Source organism: Candidatus Curtissbacteria bacterium (genome assembly GCA_024654445.1).
Taxonomy (GTDB): domain Bacteria; phylum Patescibacteriota; class Microgenomatia; order Curtissbacterales; family GWA2-41-24; genus JANLHP01.
In genome coordinates this window covers 30,071-45,641 of the sequence record JANLHP010000015.1, presented here as the reverse complement: position 1 = coordinate 45,641, position 15,571 = coordinate 30,071, and the positions used below count along the sequence as shown (strand labels likewise).

The window sequence follows — 15,571 nt, the reverse complement described above, 5'->3', positions numbered from 1 at the left end:
AAGGCTAGTTCGATTCCCGTTAGGATAACACCTTATGGGCTTGGATTGTACAACATTTTAACAACTTTCTAAAGCTAAAATCCAAGGGTTCGATAAAATTGTATGGAGCGGGTGAAGGGAATCGAACCCTCGTATCCAGTTTGGAAAACTGGTGTTCTACCATTGAACTACACCCGCAAATTCGCGGGCTGATATATTTTACCAGAAATTAATAAAACGTTGGTTCTTTTGCAGAAGCTGTTTTGGGAAGATTCAGTTCTGGCCTATTGAGATAAACCGAAGCCTGTCTTCTAGCCTCATCAGGAGAATGTGCTCCTGCTTGGACCAAAGCAATTGAGGCCAATGTCTTAACCGCGGGAGAAAAACTGCGGTCCCACCTCTTTAAAATTTCGTCAACCCTTCCCGCCATCGCCAGAACGGCGAATTCCCCTTGAGGTATCTCTACGCCTTTATTAATGTCCTTTACTAAATCAATTAAGTGAGGATACGCACTTTCGGGAGGGAAAGGGAAAGGAACGAATCTACCCCTGTCACTCGCGACAGTCTCAGCCACGATAGCAGCAACCGGAACCTCGGCACCACTAAGAACGTATTCTTTTTGTCCATCAGGTGTTCTGCCGAGCAAAGAAAACCCTTTGCGGGCATAAATTTCCACGGGCAAAATTTCCCCAGGAATTCTTTCATGAAAATGCTCGATTTCCGCAACTTCCTTTGGCAACCTTCGTATCGCACACGATAAGTAAAGCAAGGACCTAATAAATGCCACGTCTGTGTAAGAATTATCCCTCGCGTCACGAGCAAGACTTCTCGAAACCGAGGTATTAATCTGCGCTTGGCCGGGAGTAAAGTTTATAACACTGTCTGGGTGATCAGAGGAAGAATCAATAAACACGATAGAGCGATCTAAGTCGCTTGCTGCTTGCTTATTGATTCCAAGCTTAGCGCAAAAATCCTCCACAACCAGTCTTTTTAGTTCTTCCTGTGGGTTTTCTGGACCCAATCCTTCGTACGAATCCACTGCTAACCCTCGTTTTTCGATTATTGCAAGCTTTTGAGCGGAATCCATGCTCGGATAGAGTAGTAAATCCGTAATTTCGTTTTCGGATCCATCATTTAAGCTCCTAGCTAAAATTACGCCGCTTAAAGCGGTACCACTCAGAGCCACAACAAGACCCGCGCGTCCTGTCAATTTTAAAAAAGCGCGTTTGCGCTCATCTACGACACCTCTATCTTGTCTCCGTTCCATACAAACTATGGATTATATCACCTTAAACATAGTTTAACAACTATAGGATGCACTCCATGTATCTTGCGGTCCTCGTCACGTTCATGTGAACTGAACGTGACTGCGCGCCTAAGGTCTACTGCTCCTAAACTAAGCCTGGGGTCTGGAAGCAGACTTAAATTTGAAGTTCGGCGACGACAGGAAGATGGTCAGAAACAATAATTTCCGGAACTTTAAGCGATTTTACCTTAAAATGAGAAGAGGTAAAGATATAATCTATTAGATAACCGCGGGGCGCTATTTTATGTACCGTCGGATGCGTCGTCTGTCTTACCCCTGAGTTCATCATCAAATTATTCGCAACCTTGTTAATCAACCCAATCGTCTCTGTCTGTGGCCCAACGTTCAAATCCCCAGCCACAATAAACGGATCTTCGAGAGTCTCAAGGTAATCAGCCACAATTTGTGCTTGTCTTATTGATTCTGGGCTGTCCTCCGCATGCGATACCCAAGCGCCGTGCCAGCTAACAACGTGGATTTTAGTCCCTCCTACGTCGACAATAGCGTCCACTGCGTGCTTTTCTACCTGGGGGTTAATACCTGGTCGCCCTTCCGTTGCTTCAAGTTCTTCCCAAGTAACAGGACGAAATTCTTTTAGAACTAGAACCTTATGCTTTGTAACTTCGTATTTGGAAAACACCGCGTTACCGAACTCCGCGTCCGGCTTGCCGGCAAGCTCCATAACCGGGTCAAAAACACCCTCCAGTCCTGTTTTCTCGCCAATAACATCAAAAATATGGGCGCTTTTATCCTCATACAGATTAAAGTCACAAGCCGTTACCTCTTGCATAGTCACGATATCAGGGTCTTCATCCTTGATAAAATCGATCAACGAGTCCAAATATTTCCCCATAAAAATATTTGCCTGGATAAACTTCAAGGTCATACAATTATTGTAACCATTTACAATTTAAATTTTTCAAGAACATTATTTGACTCGAGTCTTCCCACGTATGTACAATTCCTGCCAAATGGTATAAGAACGAGATATTGGAGCGCATTTTTCTGCTGAATCGGAACTACCACCCGCAGAATTAGTCGAGAAATACGAAAGGCTAACTCCTGGACAACTCGTGCGCGAATTCAGAACCGAAAAAGGCTTAAGCCAAGCCGATCTCGAAATACGATCATTGGTAGGACAGGCAACAATCAGTATGTTCGAAACAGGACTCCGAGCTTGGCCCAGCTCTTTGTCAGTTTTTAGAATTATTGCCGGTCTAGATTTAGACCCTTGGAGACTCAATATTGTTCTTTCGAAGATGCCGGATGAACCCCGAAAATCAGCTTTTACAGAAAGCAAGCAGTAAAAAGTCGGGGAGAGAGGACTCGAACCTCCGGCCTCTGCGTCCCAAACGCAGCGCTCTAGCCAAACTGAGCTACTCCCCGGTCTGCAGAGCAGACCGTAGTCTACTCGCACGGATAATTATTTAAAACAATCTTTCTAAACCTGAATCCAAAACCTAATTTTAAAAACTTTTCTCTCTGTTCTGCGCAAGTCCTACAGTAAAAATTCTCGAAATAAACAAGCTTCCAAGGCAAAAAAGATTTAGTGTACTTGGATTTCCCGGAGTTATGCTCCCAAAGCCTATTTTTAACCCCTTTTATCCTCAGTCCAACGTATGACCGCGACTTATCCTTTTCACTTCTTAGCAAGTATACCTGATACATTAAAATGTCATCGGGCAAGTTGCAATCCTGCTCTGCAGGAGTGCCGGGAGAGGGGGTCGAACCCTCACGACCTCGCGGTCACAAGATTTTAAGTCTTGCGTGTCTGCCATTCCACCACCCCGGCTTTATGGCTAATTTTAGCATAAATTAACGTGAGGGTACCTTATATATTTGGTGCCGGCAGCCATGGCGGACCTGGTTCACTATGTTCTAGATCATTAAGAAGAACTTGCAAATCCACAGTAGTAACTGGGACAACACGATCGGGACTGGTGTATCCAGGAAAAGCTAGATATCCCACACTCCTTCTAATTACTTTCTGAACACGATTAGGGTAAAAAGTCCAAATCTCCTGATCATCCACATCCTGATAAACCCCACTAAAATTATGCCTGGATATATTCAATGTCGCTCCCTCCCAGTCTGTCCCTTCCAACATCTTGCCTCCGGAAATAATCAAATTCGGCTTTTGCCCTGTCGGATCTCTTCGAACAATCCGATCTTCTTCACCAAAGAATCCCGAAGCTAATTCGGCAATACGCTGCGTGAGTTGCCTTGTTATTTCAGCTTCTGACCCCTGCCCGCCGGAGCCTCCGTTTTCTCTAGTCATGAGGAGAAATTTTAGCACAACACCAAGCGTGTGTAAACTATAAGTCTAAAAATTCTCTTTTGCTGCAAGTAACCGAATTTAACCCCTCTTCTCGATAGGTTTTTCAACCAGAAGATCTCTAAAGCTGTATTTCATTCTCTCGTCAGAAATCTCTATTTTAAGCGATTCTGCATAACCTATTTGTAAATTATCAAGATCAACGCCAATTTCCGCAGCAAGTGACGCAATCGTTGTCTCGTGAGTTACAAGAATAAGATGCCAGTCAGGTTTGTTTTTAGGAATTACTGAAGAGATGTTCAAAAACCGTCTGACTACTCTGTGGATGTCGTCCCAAATATCTTTTGGTCCTCTTATGTCAACAACTTCCTTATAAACAAATTCCGCGTTTTTCCGCCATTCACTGAAGGCTTCGCGGCTGTCTATACCAGCTTCAATGAGGGGTTCCAACGTGTCATGTGGCTCAATTGAATTTTGAGGCCACATGCCGAAGTATACGCCTGGAGAGCTTTTAAAGGCCGCTTCAATTATGTCCGCAGATTCCCTCGTTCTTCGCCTCCTGCTGTAAGCAATCCTTACCTCTGGTTTACCTTCTAGGCTATTCAAAAAGTTTCGGGCATATCCTTCGATTTGTCTTCTGCCGATTGGGGAAAGGGGCGAATCAGTCTCACCGTATTCTTCTGGCTCTCCATGTCTCACAAAGTGAAAAAAAATCTTTCTTTCCTGTGGATTCGGTTCACGTTCCCTCATGCAGGCATAAATTATATCAAGAGAAGCAAACATTAAGCAGTTTCAGGCCTTGCCTAAACCCTGCACCGAAGGTAAAATATCCCAAACATGCAAGACGATCCAAACAATATACCAGAACCTACCGACGAAGACTTAGAAAACACAGATTCCGGTGATGCGAAATCTGTACCGACTGTAGATGAATCTAAGCCCGACGAAGATCAGTTTACCGATCCGGTTGCCGCTCCTTCAGTGACAGGCGAAGAAGATCCTTTTTCTGGCGACGCTACAAACTCCGAATCTCCAGACATCGATGATGCGTTAAAAAGCGTCGGCCTTCACGGTGATGATAGCGATGAAAACCCCACACCGCTAGGTGTCGACAAAGAACTCGAAGACGAAGAACTATAAGCTCATTAGGTGGCACTAAACACTGTTCTATCGTAGGCTTCTTCTGCGATCGCTTCTCTCCCAGCTCTATTAAGATGCTGATCGTCTTTTCTAAAGAGCGAGTCCTTAAACGTGTCTATAGCAACTATTTTTATCCCGGTCCGCTCATGAAACTCCTGAGCCTCCTCCAACCATGCACCATTAACCTTTTCGGCAATTTCGCTAACTATTCTTTTAGCCCTGGGGTCAACTATGGCTATACGTTCTGGTTCCAAACCGAACTTTTGTGAAGTTATCGCTGCCGCGCGACCCAAATCAGGAAGCAAAATTATGACGATGTGACGAATCTTTTGACCGTATTCGTCATAAAGCGCGTTGAGAAACTTTGAGAATCGGTAGCGGGTAACAGAAAGCATATCAAGCATTTGGCGAGAGTATTTAAATAATACCTCCGGATGCTCTAAGGGGTCCTACCCGACCAACTTAAGTTCTTGAATCGCATCAATAGTAGTTGCTACTTCTATAAAATCGTTTGCCCCAACGCTAGACCAAGCATCAAAAACATCCCATTTGTCAAGCTCGCCTTTAACCTTAGGAGAAAGTACCTGATCGCGAATAATCTCCTCGGTTGTTTTTCCACGCTGCGCGACTATATAATCTACCCAACCTGAAACGCCCCGTCTTTCTATCATCAAATCCTTGTAAAGAGTCAGTGGCGAAGTATTATCGTATTCTCCCAACATGTAGCTATCTCCTAAGCCGACTGAGAACTTTCCTTCGGTCTGACTATGCTCTAAAGTAGTCCTTAAAAATGGTGATTTTCTGTAAGATCCGGAAGGTTCACTAAAAAGCCTGAAAGCAGCCCACGCCCCTTCCCTGTCTGCGTGTGCAGCTCCAACTAGCTCTTGCCCGTATTCCCAACCCAGTTCAAGAGTGTTACTTATGTCTAAAAGATCCTTCCAAGTGTAAGGGGGAGCTATTTTATCAACACCTTCAGCTACCAGTCGGGCTTGCCAGGAAGTGGCATAGGTCAAACTGAGGGCAGCGGCACCAGCCCATCTCGCAATCCTATGCATGCTTTCGCGCTTTCTCGGGTCAGACGGGCCTTCACGCTCCGAACCTACCATGGCTCAAATTTTAGTCCTGAAGAAAAAATTACGCAAGATAAGCTGCGCTTCAATCCTTACTCAACAGAAGTCTGAGGCTAGACAAGATCTTATAGCCACGCACCGGACTTGAAAATTAAATACACTTTCAAGTACTATCACTTTGTGAAAACTTGTACCAACTGTAAACAATCAAAAGAAGATAGTGAATTTAACTTTAAATTTAAGCTAAAGGGCATTTTACAATCTCACTGCAAAAACTGTAGCAGGATTTATATTAGAAAGCACTATATAAATAACAGACAATATTATTTAATAAAAGCCCGCAAGAGAAATAAAATAACAAAGTTAGTAATTCGAAAATATATTTGGAATTATCTTTTAGAACATGCATGTGTCGATTGTGGAGAAAAAGATCCAATTGTACTAGAATTCGACCATTCAAAAGACAAATTAATGGACGTCTCGAGATTAGTATCATATGGTTCTATTAACAAAATAATTACAGAAATTTCCAAATGCGATATAAGGTGTGCGAATTGCCACAGACGGAAAACAGCTATACAATACGGATGGCATAAACAAATAGAAGCCCCTGTAGCTTAACGGATAGAGCATCCCGCTTCGGACGGGACGGTTGGGGGTTCGATTCCCTCCAGGGGCACAAATCTACGGATTTCTACGATTTTCTTCGGATTGCACTGACCTTGAGAAACCTACAGGTGCTACTGTCGTTAGTTGAGATAATTTGAAATATAAAAAGCAGTCAATTGGGATCGCAAAATAGGTTCTGGTAGCGTCTATGTCCGCCAGTTTTTATGCCTGTTGTCTCAACTGATCCAAAATCCACATCCTGGCAAGAGTTGTAGGACCCACTCCTTTTTCATGAGCTATTTCCCGAAGTTTTTCTATGGTTGTCTTATCAAATCTGACAGTAATACCCTCTGAAAGGTTTTTAGCAAATTTTGCCTTTACTGTTTTAAATTCATGCTGGTAATCTGCCATATCATGTGTATCAAAGAATTTTGCTTCTTCTTCTCGGTTTTTAAACTCAGGTATTGTTTTTTTTACTTGTGTCATTTTTGCTCACCTCCTTTTTGATTTAGGTATATCCTTATCAGTTTTTTGCTTGCTTTATATGCAGTTACTGGATAATACACATTTTTCTCTTCTTCCTTATCAAGAATTACCGCAAGTATTTTCCCGCTATCTGTAGGACCAAAGACAAGCAATCTTCCCTTCTTTCCAATTTGTACTACCGGATCAGCATGGCAAATTTGTTCTACTTCATCAGGTGTAACATTATGTCTTGCAATATGCGCTGTGTTCCACGCATCCCAGAGAAGTTTACGAATGCCAATCACATTATTATTGTAACACAATGCGTTACAATATCAAGAGTTAAATGGGGTGCTGTTTATGGTTTTTGGGTACAGTTATGCAGTTTTAGTTGGAAAATTATCTATTAAATTCAATCTAGTTTAGGTGTACATAGGAACTTGAATTTGGTACTGCTGAAATGTCTGATACACTCTGCTAAAATAAGCCTCAAACGTGTTCCATTGTAAAGAGACTTGGCGCACACAGGGTGATAGGGAGGGATGAGAAGTTTATACTGAGCGCAGTTCTGCATTGCAGAACGGAGTCGAAGTAAATCCCTCTGCGAGCACTCGTCAGAACTAGACTTTTTGGTTTCATGAAGTTATAAATAACTCCGCTCAACCTTTAGTCTGTTCTTCCTTTCCAAAATTCGAAGAATTTTGGGATATTTGTCAAAATCCTCTGAATTTGAAGAGGAGAAATGACGGAATGGCACTGATTGGCGAGATTCCACTTCGTGGAATGGGAGTATAGCTCAATGGTAGAGCAACTGCCTCTTAAGCAGTCGGTTCAGGGTTCGAATCCCTGTGCTCCCACAAAATATTTTTGTTACTGTACAAAATATATTTTGTGTAAGTACGACGGAGCGACCCTCTTAGGGTTCGCTATGATGGAGTACTATTGAAAAAACTATTTCAATAGTTACGAAATCATATGTGGATTTGTGAAACAAATCACACATCCCTTCTAGCAAGCAAATCGCGAATCCTCTCCTGGGTGCTACCGAGCAAATCACACATCCCTGTGTCCCAACCAGAGGGAAGTCCTAAACAGGAGTCGGGACAAGCCTTGGGTACCAAGTGATGGTTCCTCTTCGAATATAATTGTACCCGACTCTCGCAAATTGCTCGCTAAGCCCCATTTCTCTGTAAAATACTTGCTCCATGTATCCAAATTCATCTCTCATGTCGCTCCGCATCGTAAAAGAAAGTTCGGAATCGCTCGCGATTGGCTTGGGCATTTCCTTAGCTTCTTGGGATGTTGCAACTGTCCAACCTATTGTTATCTCTTTTACTTCACGCCTAATATCATTGATGTGTTCTTCGCGGGCAGCCCGGCTTATAATTTCCTTTATTTCCGACCCCGGGTTAGGGCTGTCGTCCATTCCGGCAACAACTATATCTAAATTTTCCGACAAGTATGGGACAACCTGGTGATCAGGCAGGTCTGGAATGGCAGTCCTCAGATGTATCGCTTTCCTCTGAGCTCGCGGGTCTGCGATTAGGTATAGAAACATAGTGTCATGACTATCTGAAGACTGGGATATCCAGGCTAACCTATTGAAGGCAGAAACTGCCCTGTCTCTTACGCCCTGACCTTTTCTTCCAACACCTGGAATCTCCACGAACCTTACGCTCCTGCCCCCATGATCGTCTAGCCTCACGCTTACTTCCCTGGCAATATCCCAATTCAGCCTTGCCCAAGGATATTTTGGGTCCTCAGAAGATATTCCTGTATCGGTTTGCAGTCTTTTGAGATGCGTCTCATACATCGTAATATTTACATTTATATTTTCTTGAGTTTGTTCACTGACACGTCTGCAAACCTCTATCATTTGCCCGATCAACGTACTTTTACCAGCCGTTGGCTGCCCAAGAACGACTAATTTTCTGATTGTTGGATGACCGAGAAGATCGACCATCATAGGCACTGCAAGTTTAGTACCGCCTCTGTCCACCAAAGCATTCAGTGCTTCAGCATGTTGAACTTCCTGTCTGACTACCCCTTCAAGACTTTCTCTTGGCGCGTATTCATTCATCGACTTTAATTAACTGGCAGCAAAACTTCCATAATTGTACCTTTATTCAGCTTAGATTTTACACTAATCTTCCCTCCATGCTTATCAACGATCGATCTTGCCAAAAATAACCCAAGCCCCATTCCTGGAAGTCTTTTTCTGTTGCCCTTATAAAACTCCTCAAATATATGACCAAGATCCCGCTTGTGAATACCCACTCCATGGTCTTTAACCATTATACAAACAAACTCCCCAGACCTTTTCGCTAAGAGCTCCACTTCTGTCCCACGACCAGAAAACTTAGCCGCATTGTTAAGGAGATTAACGACAAGCTGTAGTATCTTGTCAAAATCAGCAGTAATAGTACTTTGTCCATTAACCATTTCGTTTCTGTAAATCAGTCTATGGTCCTTGTGTCCCGATTCGAATAAATCCGTAGCCCGCGAAAGTACGTCACGAATATCGATCTTTTTGAATCTGTACTCCATTTCTCCCTTTCGTATCTGGTCAAGTCTAAGAAAATCATTTAGCAAAAGCTCAAGTCTTTTAGACTCGTCCTTCATGAGTTTTGCGTATTTAGCTTCTTTCGGAGATTTCTTCGCAAGCTTTTTCTCCAGGAGTTGCGAGTAAGCGTAAATAGTTGTCATTGGCGTTCTTAATTCATGGTTTGCAAGCGAAATAAACAAATCCCGAAACCCAATAGCATCCCTTGCCTCCTGGTAAAGCTGGGCCTTTCTGATTGCAAGACTAGCCAGCGAGCCGAAGTGTTTAAGGAGATCAAGCTCGTGTTTCGAAAAAGTTCTGTATTTAAAAGAATCAACAGAAAGTACACCGATAGATTCTTTTTTGTAAGCAAGTGGAATAAATATTGTAGATTTAACACCCATATCTTTGACCCTAGGGTGAAATTTTTCTACTTTAGAAATGTCCAGAATCGTAGGTTTTGCAAGCGAAGCTGCTCGATAAGTGAAGCCTTTTGGCCTAATTTTTGTCTTGTAGAGAGAAGATGTGGAGGCGTAGACTCGAATTAAAACACCATTTTTTTTAATAAAAATCGAGCCGTAGCTGGCATTTACCAACTTTATGGCTTCTTTCATTATCGTTTTGTAAGTATCTACTACGGAAAGAGGAACCAAAAACTTGATACCTGACTCGTAGAGCCTTACCAAAGAATCGTTTTTTTGAGCCTTCTTCATACCGGCACCAAATTTTATCTCAAATAATCAGGTACGGCAGTACAACAGATCGCAAGAACAATGTCAAATCAGCCTCAAATTTATAACGGTTTGGCATCAAAACTGCGATTTTCAGATCGCAGTTTTGATGCCAAACGGCTACATACTTCTCCAGCATAAGAAAAAAGATTTAGGTTTTCTGCCACCCGATGTGAACTTAAAAGACAATACCGAGGGCTTTCAGTCCTCGAAAGTTTATGAAATTACAAGTCCAGATCTGGATGAATAACAACAATACCAAATGAACCAAAACCGTAGTCCAAAAGCTCTTTCATTTCGCCGCGCCGATCCCCGCTGCCCAAAACAACGCCAATTAGTTTGCGGTCATCATTTTCGGCGTAAGTAACCAAGCACAAACCAGCCTCCCACGTAAACCCAGGTTTAATTCCACGCACACCCGGATAAGTTGTCAAAAGGTTCGTGTCGTTGTAAAGATCAAAATCCTTATGCGTTGAAGTAGTCTCGATGTATTTATGAAAAGTCGAAGTGATATTTCGGAATGTCGGATAGTTTTCCCAGACATACCGAGCAATTACTGCCATATCATAGGCACTCGAATACTGGACTTCACCATCCACATCGAGCCCGGAGGCGTTCACAAACTTAGTGTCTTTAAGTCCAAGCTCGGCAGCCTTATTATTCATAAGACTCACAAACTCTTCTTCGCCTCCCGAAACGCCTTCCGCAACCACAACCGCCGCATCATTGCCGGAAACAAGCATCATGCCGTATAGAAGTTCCTCCAGCGTCGCCTTTTCACCGGCAGAAAGACCCATGCTATTTTCGCCAACGCTTGCGGCTTTTTCGGAAACGGCAAACACATCTTTGGCATTTGCGTTTTCCAAAGCAACCAAGGCTGTCATTATTTTTATTGTGGAAGCTGCAGGCAATCTGTCATTCACGTTTTTCCCATATACGACCTCAGCACTGTCATAATCAACCAAAATAGCAGAAGAGGACGAGAGAATAAGATTTTCGCTCCTTTGGCCCAGTACATTCGGATACCAAGAATTTACACTTTTAGTAGGTTTATTTTTAACCTCAGCAGGAATAGGGGAGGTGGTACCGAAACTGTCACGCTTGAACAAAAAAAGTCCGAAGCACGAAAACACCAAAAAAATTACAGCAAAAAACCTAACCACCCTTTAATTTTACACAAAACTTAAGGCTTTTTTAAACAAAACGATTGGACATATGATACTCATGTGAAGTTTTCCTAAACGTTTGATATAGTTTGACATATTTAATACCTTCTGTCTTAACGAATCGATTCGCTGCAACAGAAAGCTTAAAGCTTTCTAGGCGATTTCTTACTTTTATTGACAAGTAAACAGTTGTATACTCAAAAAAACAAATGCAACTATTCATAGATAGCGCAAATCCAGAAGAGGTAAAAAGCATGGTTGACCTCGGCATAATAGACGGGGTAACCACGAATCCCACTCTGGCAACCAAAGCAGGGATGGATTATCACGACGCTGTCTCTGCAATTCTTAATGTTGTAGATGGAGACGTAAGCCTCGAGGTTTTAGCAATGGATGCTCACAACATGGTCGAGGAAGGAACAAAATTGGCAGCGCTAGGAAACAACGTAGTAGTCAAACTCCCTACGACCGAAGCCGGCTTGAAAGCACTTAAAACTTTGAACGCTCAGGGAATCCGCGTCAACATGACACTCGTCTTTAGCCCCAACCAGGCACTGTTAGTAGCCAAATTAGGTGCCTACATCGTTAGCCCCTTTGCTGGCAGGCTAGACGACATCGGGCAAAACGGAATCGATTTGGTTCGGGAAATCAGAACGATTTACGACAATTACAATTTTGAAACAAAAATACTTTTCTCATCCGTAAGATCGCCCCTGCACGTAAAACAGGCGGCGCTTTTGGGTTGTGACATCGCAACGTGCCCGGCAGACGTTTTAAAAAAGCTCGTCAAACACCCACTAACAGATACGGGGTTAAAAACTTTTCTTGAAGATTTTCAAAATAGCGGCCAAAAGCCCCTCGTTTAACTAGGCTTGACGGAAAGTATTTTAAACGTAAGCTCTCCGTCAGGAATCTCAACCTTAACACTGTCTCCAACCTTAGCGCCAAGAAGCGCCTTACCAATAGGGGAGATATTAGAAACTTTTCCCTCAATCGGGCTCGCCTCGAGTTCACCCACAATCGAAAAATCCCTCTTCTCGCCGTCTCCTGAAACTGTAACGGTACTACCAATTCCAACAGTGTCAATGCTCGCGGAACTCATAACTTCACCAAACTTTAAATATACATGGATCTCTCGCAGTCTACTGTCTATCTTCCCAAGTTCTTCCTTGCTCGCGTGATAGCCAGCATTTTCCGAAAGATCTCCTTGTTCTCTAGCGGCTGTCAGGCGAACTACCACTCCAGGGCGTTTAGCAATTAGCTCTTCTTGTTCGCGCTTAAGTTTTTTGACTCCCGCATGAGTCAATTTAATATCTATTGGCTTTTTCACTTATTGATATGTTTTGCGATTTTAGTAAAACAGATATGGCTGTCCTTGATGGCGCGAGTACTCACTGTCCCTCCTTGAAAAGACAACGGTGAAGTAATCTTTAATATAATCTGCGTCTACCTCTGCGAATAAGACAGGTTTGAGGTAAGTTCCGGTCAACTTACAGAGCTCATCGTAATTATACTTGTATACATCAGCTTTGTGATGTAATGAATCTAGAAACTCCCCGATGTGAAATAACGTAGGCTGACTAAAAGTAGCAAATATCAAGCCATTCCGCGAGAGTACCTTCGCAGCTGACCTAGAAAAACCTTCAACTTGTTTGGGATCCATAAAGTTTACCGTTCTGTCAAGAACCATGAAATCCACAGAGCCATCTTTAAAAGGAAGACTCTCGAGTCTTGCCTCTACAGGGTCTCCCTCTAACCCAACAGTTAGTGGCTCCCTGTTCATATCCAAATATACAAGTTTAGGCCGCTTGCTACGAATGTCTCCTGCAATCGCATCTGAAAATCGCGCAAACTCAGCAGGTGTATCTGAATTATGATTAAATCCTCCCAAAACAAAAACCGGCTGATTTTCTTGCACACCTACCCGTACGTCGTTGTGTCGTCCATGAATGTTTGACCAAGATCTGTTATAAGCAATCCTCTGACTCCCAATGGAGATAGGACTTCTCTCAGCCACAGAATAATAGTCCGGACCGCACTCGTTTCTGACCATGAAACGTGTATTATACCATATTATAGGTCTAAATTCCGCCTCTACGAGACTTTTTCTTCCTCGTCTTCCTTCATAAGTTTGGGGTCAATCAAAAAGCCCTTCAGATCTTTTCGGCCTACGATAATAGGATATTCCAAATGCGCCCGTTGCGCAATTGTAGCAACCGTCGAAATTATTTTACCACCGAGGTTAAACCTAATCCGGACAGCATCTCGCAGCTGCTGTCCGCTTGCCGATTTTATTAGTATTTTCCTTGTCAGAATCGGCAACTTCAGCTCAGCTACTACGGTATAATCGATCGACGTTCGATAAGCTCCAGAATCCATCTTACCGTGATATGACTTTGTAACACCTTCTTGCGTCGTTATCATTACCTCTTCTATTACCGAAAGCACGACCGGCTTAACCTTTACTTTCTCGAGCGAATCTTCGGCATAAAGTGATTTTGCAAGTTCAATTCCGCGCTCAATACTTGGAATTTCGACATTTTCGACACGTTCAAGTCTCGACCTTAAAGAAGCCTGATTCGCGTTTTGGATCGATAGCCCTGGCCTTGAATTAATTTCAAGCACCAACGGCCCGCGTTTAATATCAACAACCATATCGACACCAGCAAAACCCAAACCTTCAATAGCCGCTTGAGCCTGAACAGCCATCTCCAAAATCTCATCCCAATTTGGAATCTTGATACCCCTCGTCTTAATTTTCGTCCCAGGCACCCTTCTTATTGAACGATTCTTATAAATCGCGTGCTTTGTAATCCCAGTCCGCAGATCAATCCCAACACCAATTGCCCCAAAATGAAGGTTTGCTCTGCCTTTTGATTCCGCGGTCGGAAGTCTCAACATCGCCATTATTGGCACCTTGTTAAAAACAATAACCCGAATATCCGCAAGCCCGGGCGCGATTTTTTTGAAGAACGGATGAGGTCTGACTCTTTCTTCTATAAAAGCGCGATCCGGCAGAAATTGTAGAGAATAAACACCTTCTATGATATCGAGTATGTGCGATGCTAGCCTACCCGTATCGTAATCCTCGCCAAAAAGCGTTTCTCCGAATTCACCCTTCCAGTTTTTAAAAACTAAAACGCCTTCACCGCCGTAACCTCTTGCAGGTTTGACAACAAATCCGCCTTTGGGCAAGTCCCAATCAAATTTCGTAATAGATTTCCTGCTAGAAAAAGCCTTGATCAGACGAGTGGTCGGAATTCCTTCGCGAATTAAGATACGTTTGGTCGCAAGCTTGTTATCCGCGGTTTTTTTGGAATCGCGCAGATTGTACTTTCTGATATACAAAAAGTTACGGGCATTCATGCCCAGAACGCTTTTACTTACGGGCATGTCGATAAAGAGTATAGAAGCGTAAAAATTCAGTCAGCCTCAGTCCAAAGTATCTTCCAATCATCACGTTGAGTGGAATCAACAACAGAACTACTTCCGGATACAAAATTACAGCTTGCCTCGCAACATGCCACGAGAGAAGCGCGAATCCAACAAGTCCTAAAAATAACGTCACGGTTGTAACCAAAAATGTTTCTCTGAAGCTCCTTGTTAACTGCAGCGAAACAACTTTTTCGCCAATAAGAATTAGAATAAGAATCGGGAAAATCGAAATTTGCTTAACAGAAAGCATTCCCAACTCGGCGCTGATCGTCAAAGCTGCAAAAACAGAAACGGCAACGACCAGAATCGAAAGCGCCATTTTGGGAAACTGCATGATTCTTACCCTTTTTAGAATCACCCTGGCAATAGTCGAACCAAACAAAATCGCAAGTAGCAACACTGCACCTGCCGTAAACCCGGTCGAAACTAGGGTCACTGAAAGCGCGATTGGCACAAACATCTCCAAACTGGGCAAACCTACGACGTGCCTGACAAACGCGAATAATGTTGCCAAAAATGGCAAAAGCAAAATCAAAATAATCGTGTTCGCGGGAACTCCCGATCGAACTGCGCTCTGAACGATATAGCCTCCGGCATTAAAAAAATTAAGGTTGGTTATTTCGCGCCTTGAAAAAAGCCTGATGAATTCTTCTCTTGCGACCTCTTCCTCTGGTTGAGTTATGTCTTCTTTAACGGTTGCGGAGGGTGTTGCAGCCATTGTCACAGGCGGACTAGGTGTCGGTGAGGGAGTAGGTGAGACGACTCCGCGTCTTGGAGCTTGCGCTAAAGCTGATTGCGAAAAAATCACAAAGAGCAAGACTCCCAAAAGTGCCACAGAAAAACGTTTAAGCAT

Annotated in this window: 19 protein-coding genes and 5 tRNA genes; 5 read left to right on the top strand and 19 right to left on the bottom strand. The window is 43.2% G+C overall.

Annotation, left to right across the window (positions count from 1 at the left end; translation table 11 throughout):
- Nucleotides 1–103: 103 nt before the first annotated feature.
- From NUV69_02220 to NUV69_02210, 3 genes are all read right to left on the bottom strand, one after another.
- A tRNA-Gly gene (locus NUV69_02220) sits at nt 104–177 on the bottom strand.
- 31 nt (nt 178–208) lie between these two features.
- Nucleotides 209–1,246, bottom strand: coding sequence for a hypothetical protein (locus NUV69_02215; protein ID MCR4324477.1), 1,038 nt, complete (start codon nt 1,244–1,246; stop codon nt 209–211).
- Nucleotides 1,247–1,400: 154 nt separating this feature from the next.
- On the bottom strand, nt 1,401–2,171 hold the full coding sequence (locus NUV69_02210) for an endonuclease/exonuclease/phosphatase family protein (GenBank protein ID MCR4324476.1): 771 nt from the start codon (nt 2,169–2,171) through the stop codon (nt 1,401–1,403).
- A gap of 187 nt (nt 2,172–2,358) precedes the next feature.
- Here NUV69_02210 and NUV69_02205 point away from each other — a divergent pair, with 187 nt between their 5' ends.
- Nucleotides 2,359–2,592, top strand: coding sequence for a helix-turn-helix domain-containing protein (locus NUV69_02205; GenBank protein MCR4324475.1), 234 nt, complete (start codon nt 2,359–2,361; stop codon nt 2,590–2,592).
- Nucleotides 2,593–2,596: 4 nt separating this feature from the next.
- Here NUV69_02205 and NUV69_02200 read toward each other — a convergent pair.
- The 5 genes from NUV69_02200 to NUV69_02180 form a co-directional block, all read right to left on the bottom strand.
- Nucleotides 2,597–2,671: transfer RNA gene (locus NUV69_02200), tRNA-Pro, on the bottom strand.
- A 21-nt stretch (nt 2,672–2,692) separates the two neighbouring features.
- Complete coding sequence (locus NUV69_02195) at nt 2,693–2,953, bottom strand: GIY-YIG nuclease family protein (GenBank protein MCR4324474.1); 261 nt, start codon at nt 2,951–2,953, stop codon at nt 2,693–2,695.
- Nucleotides 2,954–2,994: 41 nt separating this feature from the next.
- A tRNA-Leu gene (locus tag NUV69_02190) sits at nt 2,995–3,077 on the bottom strand.
- Between the two features lie 39 nt (nt 3,078–3,116).
- Nucleotides 3,117–3,563: a hypothetical protein gene (locus NUV69_02185; GenBank protein ID MCR4324473.1), complete on the bottom strand. Its 447-nt coding sequence runs from the start codon at nt 3,561–3,563 to the stop codon at nt 3,117–3,119.
- Nucleotides 3,564–3,641: 78 nt separating this feature from the next.
- On the bottom strand, nt 3,642–4,310 hold the full coding sequence (locus NUV69_02180) for a histidine phosphatase family protein (protein ID MCR4324472.1): 669 nt from the start codon (nt 4,308–4,310) through the stop codon (nt 3,642–3,644).
- A gap of 87 nt (nt 4,311–4,397) precedes the next feature.
- Here NUV69_02180 and NUV69_02175 point away from each other — a divergent pair, with 87 nt between their 5' ends.
- On the top strand, nt 4,398–4,700 hold the full coding sequence (locus tag NUV69_02175; protein ID MCR4324471.1) for a hypothetical protein: 303 nt from the start codon (nt 4,398–4,400) through the stop codon (nt 4,698–4,700).
- Between the two features lie 5 nt (nt 4,701–4,705).
- On the opposite strand, the gene NUV69_02170 is transcribed toward NUV69_02175, so the two are convergent.
- Together NUV69_02170 and NUV69_02165 are read right to left on the bottom strand one after the other, a co-directional pair.
- Nucleotides 4,706–5,104: an SGNH/GDSL hydrolase family protein gene (locus NUV69_02170; protein MCR4324470.1), complete on the bottom strand. Its 399-nt coding sequence runs from the start codon at nt 5,102–5,104 to the stop codon at nt 4,706–4,708.
- 45 nt (nt 5,105–5,149) lie between these two features.
- A complete protein-coding gene (locus NUV69_02165) occupies nt 5,150–5,806 on the bottom strand; it encodes a hypothetical protein (GenBank protein MCR4324469.1) in 657 nt (218 codons plus the stop codon).
- 570 nt (nt 5,807–6,376) lie between these two features.
- Between NUV69_02165 and NUV69_02160 the strand changes: the two genes are divergently transcribed.
- Nucleotides 6,377–6,449 (top strand) — tRNA-Arg (locus NUV69_02160).
- A 152-nt stretch (nt 6,450–6,601) separates the two neighbouring features.
- On the opposite strand, the gene NUV69_02155 is transcribed toward NUV69_02160, so the two are convergent.
- Together NUV69_02155 and NUV69_02150 are read right to left on the bottom strand one after the other, a co-directional pair.
- A complete protein-coding gene (locus tag NUV69_02155; protein MCR4324468.1) occupies nt 6,602–6,865 on the bottom strand; it encodes a BrnA antitoxin family protein in 264 nt (87 codons plus the stop codon).
- Nucleotides 6,862–7,149, bottom strand: a complete 288-nt coding sequence (locus tag NUV69_02150; protein ID MCR4324467.1) for a hypothetical protein — start codon at nt 7,147–7,149, stop codon at nt 6,862–6,864. The genes NUV69_02155 and NUV69_02150 overlap by 4 nt, the downstream gene beginning before the upstream one ends.
- 480 nt (nt 7,150–7,629) lie before the next feature.
- Here NUV69_02150 and NUV69_02145 point away from each other — a divergent pair.
- Nucleotides 7,630–7,701 (top strand) — tRNA-Lys (locus NUV69_02145).
- Between the two features lie 230 nt (nt 7,702–7,931).
- Here NUV69_02145 and NUV69_02140 read toward each other — a convergent pair.
- The 3 genes from NUV69_02140 to NUV69_02130 all read right to left on the bottom strand — a co-directional run bounded on the left by NUV69_02140 (nt 7,932) and on the right by NUV69_02130 (nt 11,280).
- Nucleotides 7,932–8,924 carry a hypothetical protein gene (locus NUV69_02140; GenBank protein MCR4324466.1) on the bottom strand — a complete coding sequence of 331 codons (993 nt, stop codon included), beginning with the start codon at nt 8,922–8,924 and terminating at the stop codon, nt 7,932–7,934.
- A gap of 5 nt (nt 8,925–8,929) precedes the next feature.
- Nucleotides 8,930–10,099 (bottom strand): GAF domain-containing sensor histidine kinase, encoded by a 1,170-nt coding sequence (locus NUV69_02135; GenBank protein MCR4324465.1) that lies wholly within the window; start codon nt 10,097–10,099, stop codon nt 8,930–8,932.
- A gap of 242 nt (nt 10,100–10,341) precedes the next feature.
- Nucleotides 10,342–11,280, bottom strand: a complete 939-nt coding sequence (locus tag NUV69_02130; protein MCR4324464.1) for a D-alanyl-D-alanine carboxypeptidase — start codon at nt 11,278–11,280, stop codon at nt 10,342–10,344.
- A gap of 212 nt (nt 11,281–11,492) precedes the next feature.
- Here NUV69_02130 and fsa point away from each other — a divergent pair, with 212 nt between their 5' ends.
- On the top strand, nt 11,493–12,149 hold the full coding sequence (gene fsa / locus NUV69_02125; protein ID MCR4324463.1) for a fructose-6-phosphate aldolase: 657 nt from the start codon (nt 11,493–11,495) through the stop codon (nt 12,147–12,149).
- Here fsa and greA read toward each other — a convergent pair.
- From greA to NUV69_02105, 4 genes are read right to left on the bottom strand one after another with little or no spacing between them, the layout of a single operon-like run.
- Entirely contained in the window at nt 12,146–12,613 is a 468-nt protein-coding gene (gene greA, locus NUV69_02120; GenBank protein ID MCR4324462.1) for a transcription elongation factor GreA, read from the bottom strand. The two genes, fsa and greA, sit on opposite strands and share 4 nt — an antisense overlap.
- A gap of 21 nt (nt 12,614–12,634) precedes the next feature.
- Nucleotides 12,635–13,336: a class I SAM-dependent methyltransferase gene (locus tag NUV69_02115; GenBank protein MCR4324461.1), complete on the bottom strand. Its 702-nt coding sequence runs from the start codon at nt 13,334–13,336 to the stop codon at nt 12,635–12,637.
- A gap of 41 nt (nt 13,337–13,377) precedes the next feature.
- A complete protein-coding gene (locus NUV69_02110) occupies nt 13,378–14,676 on the bottom strand; it encodes a hypothetical protein (protein ID MCR4324460.1) in 1,299 nt (432 codons plus the stop codon).
- On the bottom strand, nt 14,663–15,571 hold the full coding sequence (locus NUV69_02105) for a hypothetical protein (protein ID MCR4324459.1): 909 nt from the start codon (nt 15,569–15,571) through the stop codon (nt 14,663–14,665). Before NUV69_02105 ends, NUV69_02110 begins: the two co-directional genes overlap by 14 nt.

Coding starts and splice junctions, on each gene's coding strand:
- NUV69_02215 (MCR4324477.1), bottom strand. CDS start 1,246: ATGGAACGGAGACAAGATAGAGGTGTCGTAGATGAGCGCAAACGCGCT.
- NUV69_02210 (MCR4324476.1), bottom strand. CDS start 2,171: ATGACCTTGAAGTTTATCCAGGCAAATATTTTTATGGGGAAATATTTG.
- NUV69_02195 (MCR4324474.1), bottom strand. CDS start 2,953: ATGTATCAGGTATACTTGCTAAGAAGTGAAAAGGATAAGTCGCGGTCA.
- NUV69_02185 (MCR4324473.1), bottom strand. CDS start 3,563: ATGACTAGAGAAAACGGAGGCTCCGGCGGGCAGGGGTCAGAAGCTGAA.
- NUV69_02180 (MCR4324472.1), bottom strand. CDS start 4,310: ATGAGGGAACGTGAACCGAATCCACAGGAAAGAAAGATTTTTTTTCAC.
- NUV69_02175 (MCR4324471.1), top strand. CDS start 4,398: ATGCAAGACGATCCAAACAATATACCAGAACCTACCGACGAAGACTTA.
- NUV69_02170 (MCR4324470.1), bottom strand. CDS start 5,104: ATGCTTGATATGCTTTCTGTTACCCGCTACCGATTCTCAAAGTTTCTC.
- NUV69_02165 (MCR4324469.1), bottom strand. CDS start 5,806: ATGGTAGGTTCGGAGCGTGAAGGCCCGTCTGACCCGAGAAAGCGCGAA.
- NUV69_02155 (MCR4324468.1), bottom strand. CDS start 6,865: ATGACACAAGTAAAAAAAACAATACCTGAGTTTAAAAACCGAGAAGAA.
- NUV69_02140 (MCR4324466.1), bottom strand. CDS start 8,924: ATGAATGAATACGCGCCAAGAGAAAGTCTTGAAGGGGTAGTCAGACAG.
- NUV69_02135 (MCR4324465.1), bottom strand. CDS start 10,099: ATGAAGAAGGCTCAAAAAAACGATTCTTTGGTAAGGCTCTACGAGTCA.
- fsa (MCR4324463.1), top strand. CDS start 11,493: ATGCAACTATTCATAGATAGCGCAAATCCAGAAGAGGTAAAAAGCATG.
- NUV69_02115 (MCR4324461.1), bottom strand. CDS start 13,336: ATGGTCAGAAACGAGTGCGGTCCGGACTATTATTCTGTGGCTGAGAGA.
- NUV69_02110 (MCR4324460.1), bottom strand. CDS start 14,676: ATGCCCGTAAGTAAAAGCGTTCTGGGCATGAATGCCCGTAACTTTTTG.
- NUV69_02105 (MCR4324459.1), bottom strand. CDS start 15,571: ATGCTTAAACGTTTTTCTGTGGCACTTTTGGGAGTCTTGCTCTTTGTG.